The organism is Gloeocapsa sp. DLM2.Bin57, from assembly GCA_007693955.1.
GTDB lineage: Bacteria > Cyanobacteriota > Cyanobacteriia > Cyanobacteriales > Gloeocapsaceae > Gloeocapsa.
In genome coordinates this window covers 20,073-35,040 of record RECR01000064.1, presented here as the reverse complement: position 1 = coordinate 35,040, position 14,968 = coordinate 20,073, and the positions used below count along the sequence as shown (strand labels likewise).

Sequence of the window (14,968 nt, the reverse complement as noted above, 5' to 3'; positions counted from 1 at the left end):
AACAAGAATCTCCCGTTATAATGCGTAGCATTTAGCGGGGGGAGTGTCAATTTAAGACCGTTCAATCTGATTAATATAATTATCCACTACATCTTCTAACTCTAAATAGGGGCGTTTTTGAGCTTCCCGTTGAGATCTGTTAACTTGTAAAAAAGTAGATCTAGCACTCATGACCCCATTTCCTAAATTGATGAGGTAAGAAATTGAGTACAGAATTAATTAAATGATCAATAACGATCATCATAAGATTTGATCAAATCGTTGAGCTCTTCTCTTAACTCTCTTTTAATAATCACTAATCGTTGTTGAACTAGATTAAGTTGTTGTAACTGTTTTCTCACCGATTGAGGATCATCGATAACAAGTTCAATCTTAGTGGCAATTTCTTCTATATCTAATCTATCAACCATTTTCCTAACCTAAGTGTGGTTATTTTTTTCTAGATTATACACTCAACGCAATAAAAAGCGTAAATAAACTCTTACGGGAAACTGATAGTATTCTAGTATCAACCAAACTAAACATAATAGATGACTCAAAAAAGTTACCACAGTCCAAAACCAAGGTAACCAAGCTAAACTACTTCCTGGTAGGGGGGGGAAGAGATAACTAGCTAAACCGACGATTGTTGTTGGTAACAATACCCATAAAATACCTAAAACCAAATATAGCCAACCGAAATTAACGCCTTCAGGATTAACCCTAGTCCAGGTTTTTTGATTCCATTGCCAAGTCATGGGTAATTGGGTATCTACAGCGGTTAAAGTTTGTTGTTCTACATCTGCACTAAAGATATGTTGACAGCAATCACAAGCAAAAGCATCCATTAAAGCTATACTATGAATACGTCCTTGACGACAAAGAGGACAGAGATAGTCATGATGATAATTAAGGGGGTATGGTTGCTGTTTCATAGCTTAGGCTAGATTATTATTAAACTGTTGTAACTTGGTTTGGAATAAATCAAAAAGAGTTTGTTTAGCTATTTCTTTACCTTGAGCTAAATTACCTGGAGCATCCATAAAGATAATGCTATCTACTGGTTTAAGAGCGAATAATTGAAAGATTAATTCAGCTACAGGTACAGAAATAATGGTTACTTTTTCCTCGAATATTTTTTGCATTTCAATCGCATCTACTTCCTCAGCAAAAGCATAGATTACTTTTTTTTCTAACTCTGGTTTTGTGCGATGTTGAATAGTAGTAATTAACCAATTTTCTTGGGGATTTTGACAGATAAAATAAGCTAAGTTATTTAAATCTTTAGCTAAGTCTAGTAATGTGGGAGCTACTGCTTGCTGCATAATAGTTAAAGGTATCCCATATTCAGGTCCTTCTTGTACTAATTGCTCAATTTGTTGGTTTAAAGTTAGCATTTTATTTAGTAAATTAATTTTCCTCTTTTATTAATATAACGACATTGACCACCTAAAACAACTTCGGCGATACCATTGACAAAATTAGCAGCAAAATCAAAACGAGGCTCGACAATTATTTGTCCAAGTTTGTTAATATAACCCCAGAGGTTGTTTCTTTTCACAGCTGCGAGCCCTTCAGAAAAGCTATAAGCCCAATCAAATTGAGGCTCTATGGCTATTGTACCTAATGTATTAATATAACCCCATTTTTCTCCTGTAATCAAGAGACCGAGAAATTTAGTTTCCATCAGAATAGGTGCTAAACCTTCAGAAAAATCTAAAGCATTGAGATATTGAGGTTGAATAACTATATTTCCCTGATTATTAATATAACCCCAGAGGTTATGAATTTTCACAGCTGCAAAACTATTAGAAAAATTACGACCATCATCTCTAGGAGGAATAACTAATTTTCCAGTTTTATCAATATAACCCCATTTGTTATTAATCCTGACTTTAGCAAAACCTTCAGAAAAGCTGCTCACTTCGTCGAATTGTGGTTCAATGACTATATTACCATATTGGTCGATATAACCCCAACTCATGCCGAGACGAATTGCTGCTAATCCCTCGCTGAAGTCGTAAACATCGTTAAATTGAGGATTAATGACGATGTCTCCTTGGATATTAAGATAACCCCATTTAGATTGTAGGAAATACCATTTAGTTTGTTTAAAAGAAGCTAAACCTTCAGAAAAGTTACCGACGTTATCAAATTGAGGGGGAATCTGTAGTTTACCTTCGTGGTTGATAAATCCCCATTGACGAGCTATTTTTACTGGTGCTAAACCAGAGTTAGTAAAATATCTAGCTTGGTCAAATTGTAAACCGATGATTAGTTTACCATCAGGATTAATGTAACCGTATTTTTTATCTACTTCTACGAGTCGAGGAAGAGTTTGGGGAATAGGGGTAATTGGTTTAGTTACGGTTGGGATAGGGGGTTTAACTAGAGTTAAATCTTGTAAAATTTCCGTGGGGGATTGATAGCGTTTTTTTAACGCCATAGCTACCATTTTATTGAGGATATTGCGTAATTGTGGACTAACGGGGGTGGTAAGATAGTCTTGCCATACCCAATCATTTTCGTTAGCATCAAAAAGATCGAGGGTATCTATTTGGGTGAGGAGATGAAGACAGGTAACCCCGAGGCTATAGATATCACTAGCGAAGGTGGGTTTTCCTAAAGCCTGTTCAGGGGCTGTATAACCTGGTGTACCGATAATTGTACCAGTTTTAGCTAATAAAGTTTTAGTAGCTAGTTTAGCTGCGCCAAAATCTACTAAGACTAATTGGTAATCGCTTTTACGTCGGATGATATTTTCTGGTTTGATATCCCGATGGATAACGTTATGTTTGTGGATAAATGCTAAGACGGGGAGGATACTTTCCAAGAGTTGTTTAATGTCTGTTTCAGAGAATGACCCTTGTTTGGCTAATTCTGTGGCTAAATTATCTCCATCGATAAACTCTTGAATCAAATAGAGGTGATCTTCTTGTTCAACATGGGCTAGAAGTTGGGGTATTTGGGGATGTTGTCCTAGTTTATCTAATTGCTGGGCTTCTTGCTCAAAAAGTTGTTTAGCTTTGTGGATTTCGGAGGGATTAAGGATATCTGGTAAGAATTGTTTAATGACGCAAAGTGGTTGAGAGGGTATGTCTAAATCAATGGCTAAAAAAGTTCTGCCAAATCCTCCCTGGGCGATCAATCTTACAGCAATATAACGATCCTTGAGGGTTAATTTTGCTCCACAATTTTGACAAAAGCGATTTTTGGGTAAGTTTTGGGGTTTTTGACAATGGGGATTGAGACAATAGCTCATAATCAGCTACTATGATTTGGATTGACGCATTAATAAAAAGCTGATACTGAGGGTAGTTAAGGCTACTGTTAAGAATACTGGTAGATTGAGCCATTGACTATCAGAAGCCACGGTTAAACCAGATAATTCAATTATGGTTAGTAAGGTAGCGGGAATAGCGATCGCCAGGAGTAAACTAGCAACTATAACTCTAGATGGCCTCATAGGTTAAAATAGATATTCTGGTTAGATTATAGCGAAAAATTATGATTAAAAGAGTAGGTGTAATCGGGGGTGGGCAATTAGCCTCGATGATGCTACCCTCCGCGGCTAAATTAGGTTTAGAATTAGTTGTACAGACTCCGAGTAAGGATGATCCTGCAGCTGTTAAAGGTGTAGAAGTAGTTTTAGGGGCTATAGATGATGCGATCGCCACTGCTAAATTGGCGAGTTTAACTGAGGTAATTACTTTTGAGAATGAGTTTATTAATTTAGAGGCTTTACAATCTTTAGCTAATCAGGGTGTGTGTTTTTATCCTAGTTTAACTAGCTTAGCTCCTTTATTGGATAAATATGAGCAGAGATGTTATCTAGAGAAAATCGGGTTACCGATTCCTGAGTTTAAGAGTTTAACTACCCAAGAAGATATTAACTCGGTAAAAGAATTTCCTGTGGTTTTAAAAGCCCGACGTCATGGTTATGATGGACAAGGAACGTTTATAGTTAAGGATTTAGTAGAGTTAGAGACAATCTGGCAAAAATTAGGTTGTCGGCAAATGCTGTTAGAGAGTTACATTCCTTTTAGTAAAGAATTAGCGGTAATGGCAGCCCGTAATAGTCAGGGAGAAATCGCTATTTATACTGTAGTAGAAACCCAACAACAAGAACAAGTCTGTCGCCGTGTTTATGCACCTGCTCTGATTTCTGCTAAGATTAGTTTAGAAGTTGAGGCGATCGCCCGTACTTTATTAGAAAAACTAGATCTAGTGGGTATTGTGGGGATAGAGTTCTTTTTAACAAAGGATAACCGAGTTTTAGTGAATGAAATCGCCCCTCGTACTCACAATTCAGGACATTATACTATTGACGCTTGTAATATTTCTCAGTTTGAGATGCACTTAAGGGTAATTGCGGGTTTACCTTTGGATGATCCTAGTTTACAATGTCAGGGTGCGGTGATGGTCAATCTTTTAGGTTACGAATATAATATAAGTGATTATGCCCACAAGCGACGTCAATTAGAGAATCTTCCCCAAACTACGGTACATTGGTATGATAAGTTAGAATCTCGACCTGGACGCAAACTCGGACACGTAACTACTTTATTAAATGACTCTCAAGACTTACAGCAATTAAGTTTAATAGCCGAAAAAATAGAGTCTATTTGGTACTTTTAAGGTCCATCTTCCCATTCTGGGGCTAATTGCTGATAATCTAATTGTGCTGCTGCAGGATGACAAACAATACAGCTTTGATGATTAACTACTTCGGGTAATTCTACGCGTGGGTGAAGTGCGCGAAAATAGCGGGATTCTCTCGCGTAAAGGGGTTGACGTTCTTGAGGTCTTAAAGGACGTGATATAGTCATCATATATTGCCAGATAACGACTTGAGAGATTCTGACTAGGTTATCTACACTAGTACCATAGTGGTTTTGAGGTCTTTCTAAGATTTGTTGCCAAGTTTCGGTGGGTAAAACTTCTGCGGGAATGGGGATATGACAACTAGAACAATTGTCTATATATACAGCTTTAGCAGTCTCTAAATTAGTAGTGGAGGGAACTGGTGTAATTCCTTGAGCAATAATAATAATAGCTAGACAATAACTAAGAAAGGGTAGAATATTAAACATTAGTCAACTATTTGTAATTGTTGTGCTTGGGTGATAGGAATATGTAAACCAGTTTCCGTTTGGGTTGGCTCTCCTGGAATAGTAATCACTAGATTTTTATTGTGAATATCGGTTAACTTATCACTACCGACGATACTTTGAAATAAGTCTGGATCGATAGTAACGTTATAAATCTGGTTATCTGCTCCAACCGCTTTTAATAAGTACTGATTATTCCTAAATGATGACCCATTCACTTTAGCGCGAATTTCAGATATTGTGATATTATCAGGACAGAAAAAGTTGACAGGATTTTTACTAAAATCCGAACAGATTAAGATCTCATCTACCCTAGCCATAATTTTCCTAAACTCAGTATAATCAGGCTCGGGAGAATCACCACCATAGTTAGCTTGTTCTTTAATATCTTCTGAAGCGTTAAGCATCACTTGAGTAAGGGATTGGCGATCGCGTCGGGATAAATCAGGAGATAGATAAACACCAGATCCAGGAATTGCTCCACTGACATGAATAATCCTTAAATCAGGGTCATCTTTGCGGATTGAATCTCCTATAGCTGCAGCTCCCGCGTCAACTTCTCCCTGTTTAATTTTATTGACAATATCTTGACCACGATTACCTGTATCTACACTAACTGTTTTACCATAAAGTGTATAAGCAGGCATATAAAAACTTGAAGCAGAGTTAAGCCCTCCCAAGGCTATGATGGTAGTTGGTCCTAAATCATCGATAGATTGAATTGGACTATCTCTTCTGACGAATAATCCCCCTTCATAATAAGTACTTTCTGGGAACATCGCCGCTAAATAGGTATAATCATGATCGATAGCCCAGATAGAGTTAATCGGAGATAGAGTAAAAGCGATATCCCATTGTCTTTTAGCGATTCTGTTTCTAGCTTCTTGATAACTAAGACTGCGATCGCCCTCGATAATCACGTTAATTTTTTTACCTTTGAGAAAATCCCAATAGTTAGCGGGTACTAATTCTGCTTCAAGGTGACTTTCTAAGTCTAGATAGTCATCAGGATACCAGAGATGACCTATCTTAATCGTATCAACGCTAAGTTTGGGTTTAGTCAAATAGGGTATAGATTTTACCCCTAATCCGATTCCTGCTAAAGCTACAACTGATGAGATAGCTAAGATTATTTTTGTTATGGGTGATTTTCGTGGTTTTCGTAGTTTTGGTGGAGGTATATTTTTTAAAGCTTCTAAAGCTTCTTGAGCAGATGGATAACGATCTTGATAATCCCACTTTGTCAGCTTGTTAATAAACTCTTTTAAGGGAGAATCTAAATTAATTGCTTTATCCTCCCAAATCAAGCCATGAGGAGTTCTTCCTAACTCATTTAATCTACACCCAGTAGCTGCTTGAATCGCTACCATTCCTACTGCATATAAATCACTAGCAAACTTAGTGTTACCATGATGTTCTTGTTCAACAGGCATATAACCCTTACTACCTATTATCGTTCCTGATTTATTAGCTTGTTCGGTTACTTGTTTAATTGCACCAAAATCTATCAGTACTATTTTCTGATCTTGTTGACGACGAATCAAGTTAGCGGGTTTAATATCGCGATGAATAATATTTTGTTGGTGGACACAAGCTAAAGGCTCTAGAATATCTTCTAATAGCTTGATAACTTCTTGTTGTGTCCAGGGGTGTGAACCTGGTATGATTTGATCTAGGGTATCTCCTTCTATATATTCTTGTACTAGATAAAAGCGTTGATTTTCTGCAAAATAAGCAAATAATTTAGGGATACAGTAATGATTTAGTCCATGTAGAATATCTGCTTCTTGTTCAAATAAGCGTTTAGCTCTAGAGATAGTCCCTCCCGAGGATACGGATGGTTTTAAAAGCTTAACTACACAGTTAGGGTGTCCCGGTTTATCCCTATCTTTAGCTAAATAGGTTTTGCCAAAACTCCCTTCACTTAATTTTCTAATAATTTCATAGCGATATTTTATGATAGTTCCTGGTGATGGGTCATCTGGTGATGGTGGTGGTGGAGGTTGAGTGTCTGATTGACTGGAATTACCAGGGTTAGGTATTTCTTGTGTTGGTTCTCGTTCTGGTGGTGGTTTTTCTGGTAGTTTTTCTATGATTATTTCGTTATTAATAACCTTATCTATAAAATCCGCCATCTCATCGGTTATATTTTGAAAAACTTCAGGATAATCAGCAAATCCCCAGTTTTGTTGTTGGGGTGAATAAAATAACTTATAGAGTTGGTCAGAATTTAACTGACTAGGATTAACTCCTTGACAATTAATGATTAATTTTACTGAATCAGGATTAACTATTTTCTGTGATAAATCATTCCAACGAACATTATCAGTATTATTTAATAATTCTTGTAGGTAAATTACCTTAAAATCTGGTATCTGGGAATTAGTCATATATGATATGCTCCATCTCTCACCCAATAAGGCTCTCGCAAATCTTGTGCTAGCTTAGAGGGTGTCTCATTACTAGTATATACCGCTAAGTTCTGTATTGCTCTAGAACAAGCCACATAAAATAATCTTTTTTGTTGTGCTAGATTTATCTTTGCTTCTTCTCTACTTAATTGGGGATTAGTATAGGGAAATACATCTTTTTTGAGACCAGCTACTGCGACAAAAGCAAATTCTAAACCCTTGGATGCTTCCATGGTGATAACTTTGATATAAGGAGAATTAAGGTCTATTTCACTTCCATCCACGTATTTAACGGGTAATTCTATTTGATTGAGTCTATCTACGTATTGATGAGCGATCTTTATAGAAGGACAAATCAACGCAGCACCAGTTAAAGGCATTCTATAGGTTTTGGCTGAATTAATAAAGAATGTTTTAATTTTTTGGGCTTCTTCTTCTTCGTTTTTACAAAAGTAAACCGTTGGTATTTCCCCTTTTCTTAAGGATGGTTGATAGTTATCTTCGGGATAAAGAATACTACGATAGGCAGTTACTATTTCCCCTGTGTTGCGATAATTATAGTTAAGATCCAGAATATGACCTTTAAGGATTTGATGTACTTGTCTCCAATTAAAGCCTCTTCTATAGATAGATTGGGAAGAGTCTGCTGTGATGAAAACATTCTTTTTATCCCTGACTCTTTTTAAAATAAACTTCAAGGATACTGGTGATAAGTCTTGGGTTTCATCGATAATAATCCCGTCATATTCCTTGATATTGTTATCTTTTTGGGCTAATTCTAAGGCTTTTATTCTAAATTCTTCTTCCGTAGTTAAACCTTCTCTAGATAATAACTGTTTAAAGTATTGATAGACTTCCCACATAAATTTTTTATCTATTTGCTTAACTATTGTTGCTGAATTAAACTCTAAATAATCTTGTTCATTAATTAACCCACAACCTTCTATAACTTCGCTTATTTCTCTGTATAGATAATCATATCCTTTTTTTTCTAGTCTATCTGCAGCTGCCAACCAATTAAATCTTTGTACTCCTGTAAACTTATGATTATCTCGCACGTATATTAATGCTTGTTGGATACCTTCTAAAGATTGCTGTTGACTAAGGATTGGTTGTTTACTATATCGACTTAAGTAATAACTGGTTATTTCTGAATCTACAGTTTCAATTGTTACCTTGTTAATTTCATCTCCTAATAGTTGGGCTAAAAGTTTACGAGCATAGTTAATTAAAGCACTACTATGGGCTGTAAACAGAATTTTTTCATGTCCTAATTCGATAAACTTTTTGACTCTATAGATAGCTAAGACGGTTTTTCCTGTTCCAGGTCCACCTTTCATTAAGACTGCTTCATTGATTTTGTAGTTACAAATTCTTTCTTGTTCTTCGTCTAATTTTAATAAAAATTCGGTAATATTTCCTGCAAAAAAGTTCTCTATATCCTCTATTTTTTCTACTAGTCTTTCTGGTTGTCTCTCTAGGTTTTCTATTTGCGGTGGATATAAATTGTCTAGAATTCTTAAGATCAGTTTTTCGGGAATATCTAAAGATAATAATTCGTCGTCTGTGGTTAACTGTAATAATTGCTGGTGATATTCTTCGGGAATCCTACAATTATTTAAGAGTTCTTGAGTGATTAAACCTGGTGTTTCAGTTGCAGAAGTTATGAACTCATCATCTGTGTTAATATCTTGTAACTCATCTTCAGGAACTTCTAGATTAAGATTTTTATAGATTTTGCTACGATGACCGATGGCTAAACATTTAACCCAATTTGAACCAAAACTATAAAGTAAGCGATAATCGCCGATTCTAACTCTATAAAGATTATCTCTTCCTTTGATTTTTTTACTATCTCCATCTACTGATTGTGGGTTTTCTTGGAGACGCTTCATTTTACTAGGTGTTGATTTTGTGACAGAGTGGGGAAGTCCTAATAATTGATTCAAAAAAGTATCAGTTACTACTAGAGAATAACTCATAAGATATATATTTGTAGAGAAAAATTATTACTTATTTTAACATATATAGGGATCTTCAGTAATTGTCGTAATAGGTATAACAAGAGTAGTTATAGGAATTATCAGTCAGGGGAAAAACTGTAACTTTGGCTACAATTCACCCCAAAACTTCGCAGTAAACTTACAAGTAAAATTGATCGCGATTAACCAAGTATCACCTTTTAAACAAAATTTAGTAAACCTCATCATGTGAGCCAATATCCACTAGAATAACTAAAGATTCCCCTGCATCTTCATCCTGAGAAAAGATAAAAATAATACGACAATCATAAGTAACAGAACAAGACCACAAATTACTTAAATTCCCTGTTAATTTATGAGACTTTAAAGAGGGAGTGAATGGATCTTCAGCTAATAACCTTAAAACACTGGTAATTTTATTTTGCAGTTCAGGACTTTTCTTAATCAGTTTTTTAAAAGTTCGTCTAAATTGATTATTCCAGACTAATCTCATTATCTTCCTTTAACAAATCTGTAATGAAATCTTCCACTGTGCCAATTTTAGCTTTTCCCTGTTGTAAATCGGTTAAGATAGCTTGAGCATTATTAGCAATTTCTGCGCGTCTTTTTTCAATGCGTCTTTGGTGAATTAAATCAAATAAATAATCTTGATCCTCAATTGATAAGGTTTCAATAGATTCAATCAAATTTTGCCAGAAAGATGTAATCATTTTTAACAAATAAGTATTATTGCTAAATTTATCTGTCTATAGCGCTACGCGCGCTTGTACTGCTGTATCTATTATAGTAAACTATAGAAAAATAGGTGTTAGGTGTGATTCGAAATAGACGAATACAAGAATTCAGAATGCACAAAACAATAATCATTCTACATTCTTAAGTCTTCCCCATCTTCCCTCTTCTCTAGGGCGCAAGCATGGGCGCCCCTACATTACCTATTCTTAAGATATGGGAGTGTCTAATTTATAAATTTTAATAGTAGGTCCTGAGGTAATATTTTGCTGTGGGTTTCTTTCTAATGTATAAATTAATTGAGCAGAATTAATCATTTTGGTATATTTAGCTATTATTTCGGGATATCTTTCCGCTTCATTTAAATAAGCAAGATATTTCCAGCTTAAGATAAAATATTCTATCTTTTGTTCCTTGATTGCTTCTATATTGTCCAGTTTACCTATAGGATTGATTTCTACTCCCACAAAAATATGACGGGAATTTTCTTCCTTAATTGGAGTCAAAGTACGATTATAAACCTCATAGAGTTTAAATGAGTTGATATCTAGGGGTGGAGTTCCCTCATCTACTAAAATTGAACTTCCTAAAGGAATATTATCTAAAATCCATTCTCTACTTATTGTTCTAGTATCTTTACCTGATATTTCTTTAATCTCTTTATAGGTACTAAACATTAAATGTGTAAAAATTAACATTATTAAAGTGACAATTACCAATAATCCCAATCTTTGTTTAGATATTTTTGTAAATAACTCATACAATTGATAGAGGGTGGAGCTGATTAATAAACAAGCAAATGGCAATAAAGGAATAATCCAACGATCCCATCTCAGACTTAGATAAGAAATAAATACATAAAAAATTACAAAGAAACTTACTAAAATAATTTGTTTTTTATCTTTAAAGTAGCCACAAAAAAATAAGCCAATTACAATTAAAACCAATCCGTAAATAGTCACAGAATATTCTAAAGGATGATGCCAATACCAAAATAAATTACTAAGAAAACCTTCGCTATTAGCGCCTAGATTACCATCCCTAGCTTCGTGCCTAATATTACTCAGAGTTATCCCCATATTAATAAACAAAAAAGGTGAAGCTAAAAAACTAGTTAACAAACAGGAATAAGCAGTTAAAAAAAGTTTATGTCTTTCTTGCCACCATTGGGATTGATTACTAATTAAATGAGCTATAATGATACTTGGTGTCAACATTAATGCGGGGTACTTAGTGACTATAGCTAAGCCTAAGAAAACTCCAGATAATAAGTAATTGTTTCGAGTATTTTTAGCTAAAATTTTCAAACAGAATAGAAAAGATAAAACTAGGAAAAAAGTTACTAATATATCAGAACGGATGATTTTAGCATATTTGACTTGTAAAGGAGTAACAGCTATTAAAAGAGCAGCAATTAAACCTACATAGTGGTTTTTTAATTCCTTACCAACTAGATAGGTTACGAAAATCGTACCAGTATCGATCGCGATTAGCCAAGCACGACCAGTTAAATAAAATATGGTTGGATTATGAAAATATAAATCTTGAAAGTCACTAAAATTAGCGAAAAATCCTAGTAGTTTTCCTATCCAAAAAATTAGTAATTGATTAATAGTCTGGAGATAAATTAAAGTACTAGCGGGATGACCAAACCACCGAGGATTAGGATCGCGACTAACCAATATTTGCCAAGCTTGATTAACTCGTCTAGATTCATCCTCATCATAAAGAAAAGGTAAAGCAAAATCAATACCTTTTAAACGTAAGAAAAAACCTAAAGTTAAAATTATAACTATTAAGTATTTATCAAATTTATAATTCATTTAGTAAATAGATTTTCTGAATTTTCTGGTGTGAGTTTAATTTAATTAGCTGTTCTCCTGGACTACCTTTAGCTAAAATAGGTATATCTTTACTAGCAAGATACTGATATTCTCTGCCTAGATAAAAACCAATATTAGCGTTAGGTTTATCTATAGCTATGCCCGCTAAACTATCGGAAGGGTTAGTAAATTTGATAGCTTGAGTACCAATATCTTTAGGCTGACAAACTCTAATATTAGCTACAGCAATACGTTTAACATAACCTAGAGTAGATGCTAGAATTAGATGAGATTTAGGGTTAACGGGTGTACACCCAACGACTTGTTCTCCAGGTCGCAGATTTAATCCTGTAATACCTTGTGCGCTACGTCCGAGGAGAGGTATAGTCTCGTTATGAAGTTGATAACGCACTAAACGCCCTCCCGGGGTAGCGATGATTACTTCATCATCTGGATTGGTTAAACCGAGATAGGCTAAACTATCTTTTTCTTTGAGTTTAATTAACATTAAACCACGATTAGTTAACTCGTCTAATTCTGAAAGTGAGAGACGTTTGAGACGTCCTTGTTGAGTGACTAGTAGGAAGTTTTGGCTAGAATTACTTTCAGGAGGGAAAAACTGAGTAACAATCTGGTTACTATCTCTTTGGGCTGCTTGAGAAAGTAATCGTAGTAGTAATTGGTTAGAATTTTCCCCTAGGTGAGGGATAGCGTCTAAAGAGATGGGGTAAGCTTTCCCATAGTCGGTGACTACTACTAAATTTCCCTGTGGAGGGATTGACTCTCGGTAAATGACTCCTGGTGGTTCTTTTTCTTGGGGTTTTTGCCAATAGATACAACCATTGACTGTGACTTTGATTATACCTTCGGGTGTGGAGGTAGTGGTTGTGGTTGGGGTAGGAGTTGGGGTTGTTTCGATTGAGATAATGCGAGTACGTCGAATATCTCCATATTGACGCTTGAGAGTACGTAATTGTTTTTTCAGGGATTTAAGGAGTTCATGGCGATCGCCTAATAACTTTTCTAGTTCTGTAATCTTTTCTTGTAGCTCTACTGCTTCTTGGTGTATCTTTTCTTGTTCTAAACCTGTCAAACGACGAAAAGGCATAGCTAAGATTGATTCTGCTTGAGTTTCAGTAATGTTTAACTCCTGTTGCAGACTAATTTTAGCGGTACTCCCATCGGGAGACTGACGTAATATACTAATAACTTGATCGAGATTATTAAGGGCGATTAACCAACCCTCTACTAGGTGTAAACGTTGTCTAGCTGTAATTAATTCTTGATTATATTTGCGGGTGAGGGTTTGTTCTCGAAAACTTAAAAACTCTTCTAGTAATTGACGTAGAGACAGTTGACGAGGTTGATTATCCACCAAGGCTAACATAATCACACCAAAGCTAGTTTGTAAGGGGGTATAGCGATAAAGTTTTTCTAAAACTTCTGAGGAGGAGACGTCTTTTTTTAACTCGATTACTACTCTAATCCCCTCGCGATCGCTTTCATCGCGAATATCTGCTATTCCTTCGATTTTTCCTTGATTAACTAAATCAGCTACTTTTTCAATCCAACCCGCTTTATTGACTTGATAGGGTAACTCTGTGATTATGATTGCGGTTTTTTCTCGGTTTTGACGTTTACCAGAGTAAACTTTTTCTGTCTTGGTTACTCCCCTAAGAGTAATAATTCCCCTTCCCGTTTGATACGCTTCTTGAATCCCTTTAGAGTCGATAATTTCTCCTCCTGTGGGAAAATCAGGACCTGGTATGATTTGTTGCAGTTTTTCATCTGTCACTTGAGGTTGATCGATTAACAGAATCAAAGCATCTACTATTTCATTGAGGTTATGGGGGGGAATATTAGTAGCCATACCTACAGCGATACCAGAACAACCATTTAGTAGTAATATGGGTAATTGAGCTGGTAATACCACGGGTTCTTGCAGAGAATTATCAAAGTTATCGGTAAAATTAACTATTTCCTCGCTAATATCAGCTAAAAGGGCTTGATTGCTAACTCCAGCTAATCTGGTTTCGGTGTAGCGCATCGCAGCTGGAGGATCGTTATCAATCGAACCAAAATTACCATGACCTGCTAACAAGGGATAGCGACTACTAAAATCTTGCACCATCCGCACTAAAGCATTATAAACCGCTTGATCACCGTGAGGATGATATTTACCTAAGACATCCCCTACTACCCGCGCACATTTACGATAAGGGCGATCGGGTGTTAATCCTAATTCGTGCATAGCGTATAAAATGCGCCGATGTACGGGTTTTAAACCGTCTCTAACATCGGGTAAAGCGCGTCCAACAATCACACTCATGGCGTATTCTAAGTAAGATTGTTCCATTTCGACATGGAGTGCGGTAGGGATGATTTGTCCTGTGGTTAATAAGTTAAGTTGTTTGACCATGAGTGTTTAAATGAAGTTATAATGAATATAAATAAATCAGCCTAAATAAGCATCGTTAATTTTTGGCTAGTAACAATGACAACCGTCTTAATCGTAGAAGATCAAGAAGATAACCGACTAATTTTTACCATGATTTTGACCAGGAGAGGTGGTTTACAGGTAAAAAATACAGAAGATGTAGAAGAAGTACTCAAAATCACTAGCTCGGGAGAAATTGATTTAGTTTTAATGGATATTGCTCTATCCCAAAGTATTTACCAGGGAATACCAGTAGATGGTGTAAAAATAACCCAACTCCTCAAAGCTAATCCAACTACTGCTAATATACCAGTAATGTTGATTAGTGCTCACGCGATGGAAAGTCATCGTCAACAATTTCTCCAAGATAGTGGAGCTGATGATTATGTCATTAAACCTATCTTAGATCAGCTTGAGTTTGTTGAGCGAGTCAAAAATTTAGCGGCTAAAGCTAAAGGGGATTTGCTAAACTGAGCTATAGTAAAAAAAATCA

General features: G+C 35.6%; 14 protein-coding genes. 2 read left to right on the top strand and 12 right to left on the bottom strand.

The features are described from left to right. Window positions 1-227: 227 nt before the first annotated feature. From EA365_07415 to EA365_07395, 5 genes are read right to left on the bottom strand one after another with little or no spacing between them, the layout of a single operon-like run. On the bottom strand, window positions 228-410 hold the full coding sequence (locus EA365_07415) for a hypothetical protein (GenBank protein ID TVQ45683.1): 183 nt from the start codon (window positions 408-410) through the stop codon (window positions 228-230). Between the two features lie 42 nt (window positions 411-452). Then, a complete protein-coding gene (locus EA365_07410) occupies window positions 453-914 on the bottom strand; it encodes a hypothetical protein (GenBank protein ID TVQ45682.1) in 462 nt (153 codons plus the stop codon). A 3-nt stretch (window positions 915-917) separates the two neighbouring features. Continuing rightward, window positions 918-1,376, bottom strand: a complete 459-nt coding sequence (locus tag EA365_07405; GenBank protein TVQ45681.1) for a hypothetical protein — start codon at window positions 1,374-1,376, stop codon at window positions 918-920. A 5-nt stretch (window positions 1,377-1,381) separates the two neighbouring features. Continuing rightward, a complete protein-coding gene (locus EA365_07400) occupies window positions 1,382-3,241 on the bottom strand; it encodes a hypothetical protein (protein ID TVQ45680.1) in 1,860 nt (619 codons plus the stop codon). Between the two features lie 9 nt (window positions 3,242-3,250). Next, window positions 3,251-3,445 carry a hypothetical protein gene (locus EA365_07395; protein TVQ45679.1) on the bottom strand — a complete coding sequence of 65 codons (195 nt, stop codon included), beginning with the start codon at window positions 3,443-3,445 and terminating at the stop codon, window positions 3,251-3,253. 41 nt (window positions 3,446-3,486) lie between these two features. On the opposite strand from EA365_07395, the gene EA365_07390 reads away from it, so the two are divergent. Then, window positions 3,487-4,617 (top strand): 5-(carboxyamino)imidazole ribonucleotide synthase, encoded by a 1,131-nt coding sequence (locus EA365_07390; protein TVQ45678.1) that lies wholly within the window; start codon window positions 3,487-3,489, stop codon window positions 4,615-4,617. Here the strand turns inward: EA365_07390 and EA365_07385 are convergent. The 7 genes from EA365_07385 to EA365_07355 form a co-directional block, all read right to left on the bottom strand. Continuing rightward, window positions 4,614-5,072 (bottom strand): cytochrome, encoded by a 459-nt coding sequence (locus EA365_07385; protein ID TVQ45677.1) that lies wholly within the window; start codon window positions 5,070-5,072, stop codon window positions 4,614-4,616. The two genes, EA365_07390 and EA365_07385, sit on opposite strands and share 4 nt — an antisense overlap. Beyond that, window positions 5,072-7,480 (bottom strand): serine/threonine protein kinase, encoded by a 2,409-nt coding sequence (locus tag EA365_07380; GenBank protein ID TVQ45676.1) that lies wholly within the window; start codon window positions 7,478-7,480, stop codon window positions 5,072-5,074. The genes EA365_07385 and EA365_07380 overlap by 1 nt, the downstream gene beginning before the upstream one ends. Beyond that, on the bottom strand, window positions 7,477-9,483 hold the full coding sequence (locus EA365_07375; protein ID TVQ45675.1) for a hypothetical protein: 2,007 nt from the start codon (window positions 9,481-9,483) through the stop codon (window positions 7,477-7,479). The genes EA365_07380 and EA365_07375 overlap by 4 nt, the downstream gene beginning before the upstream one ends. A gap of 211 nt (window positions 9,484-9,694) precedes the next feature. Then, window positions 9,695-9,976 (bottom strand): type II toxin-antitoxin system mRNA interferase toxin, RelE/StbE family, encoded by a 282-nt coding sequence (locus EA365_07370; protein TVQ45674.1) that lies wholly within the window; start codon window positions 9,974-9,976, stop codon window positions 9,695-9,697. After that, window positions 9,957-10,193: a hypothetical protein gene (locus EA365_07365; protein ID TVQ45673.1), complete on the bottom strand. Its 237-nt coding sequence runs from the start codon at window positions 10,191-10,193 to the stop codon at window positions 9,957-9,959. The genes EA365_07370 and EA365_07365 overlap by 20 nt, the downstream gene beginning before the upstream one ends. A gap of 231 nt (window positions 10,194-10,424) precedes the next feature. Next, window positions 10,425-12,038, bottom strand: coding sequence for a phospholipid carrier-dependent glycosyltransferase (locus EA365_07360; protein ID TVQ45672.1), 1,614 nt, complete (start codon window positions 12,036-12,038; stop codon window positions 10,425-10,427). Beyond that, window positions 12,028-14,457: a DNA topoisomerase 4 subunit A gene (locus tag EA365_07355; protein ID TVQ45671.1), complete on the bottom strand. Its 2,430-nt coding sequence runs from the start codon at window positions 14,455-14,457 to the stop codon at window positions 12,028-12,030. The genes EA365_07360 and EA365_07355 overlap by 11 nt, the downstream gene beginning before the upstream one ends. A gap of 75 nt (window positions 14,458-14,532) precedes the next feature. Between EA365_07355 and EA365_07350 the strand changes: the two genes are divergently transcribed. Beyond that, window positions 14,533-14,949 (top strand): response regulator, encoded by a 417-nt coding sequence (locus EA365_07350; GenBank protein TVQ45670.1) that lies wholly within the window; start codon window positions 14,533-14,535, stop codon window positions 14,947-14,949. The last annotated feature ends 19 nt before the right edge of the window (window positions 14,950-14,968 follow it).

Excerpts from the sequence above, each read along its gene's own strand:
- EA365_07400 (TVQ45680.1), bottom strand. The coding sequence starts at position 3,241 with ATGAGCTATTGTCTCAATCCCCATTGTCAAAAACCCCAAAACTTACCC.
- EA365_07415 (TVQ45683.1), bottom strand. The coding sequence starts at position 410 with ATGGTTGATAGATTAGATATAGAAGAAATTGCCACTAAGATTGAACTT.
- EA365_07355 (TVQ45671.1), bottom strand. The coding sequence starts at position 14,457 with ATGGTCAAACAACTTAACTTATTAACCACAGGACAAATCATCCCTACC.
- EA365_07385 (TVQ45677.1), bottom strand. The coding sequence starts at position 5,072 with ATGTTTAATATTCTACCCTTTCTTAGTTATTGTCTAGCTATTATTATT.
- EA365_07360 (TVQ45672.1), bottom strand. The coding sequence starts at position 12,038 with ATGAATTATAAATTTGATAAATACTTAATAGTTATAATTTTAACTTTA.
- EA365_07370 (TVQ45674.1), bottom strand. The coding sequence starts at position 9,976 with ATGAGATTAGTCTGGAATAATCAATTTAGACGAACTTTTAAAAAACTG.
- EA365_07405 (TVQ45681.1), bottom strand. The coding sequence starts at position 1,376 with ATGCTAACTTTAAACCAACAAATTGAGCAATTAGTACAAGAAGGACCT.
- EA365_07410 (TVQ45682.1), bottom strand. The coding sequence starts at position 914 with ATGAAACAGCAACCATACCCCCTTAATTATCATCATGACTATCTCTGT.
- EA365_07365 (TVQ45673.1), bottom strand. The coding sequence starts at position 10,193 with ATGATTACATCTTTCTGGCAAAATTTGATTGAATCTATTGAAACCTTA.
- EA365_07395 (TVQ45679.1), bottom strand. The coding sequence starts at position 3,445 with ATGAGGCCATCTAGAGTTATAGTTGCTAGTTTACTCCTGGCGATCGCT.
- EA365_07350 (TVQ45670.1), top strand. The coding sequence starts at position 14,533 with ATGACAACCGTCTTAATCGTAGAAGATCAAGAAGATAACCGACTAATT.
- EA365_07380 (TVQ45676.1), bottom strand. The coding sequence starts at position 7,480 with ATGACTAATTCCCAGATACCAGATTTTAAGGTAATTTACCTACAAGAA.
- EA365_07375 (TVQ45675.1), bottom strand. The coding sequence starts at position 9,483 with ATGAGTTATTCTCTAGTAGTAACTGATACTTTTTTGAATCAATTATTA.
- EA365_07390 (TVQ45678.1), top strand. The coding sequence starts at position 3,487 with ATGATTAAAAGAGTAGGTGTAATCGGGGGTGGGCAATTAGCCTCGATG.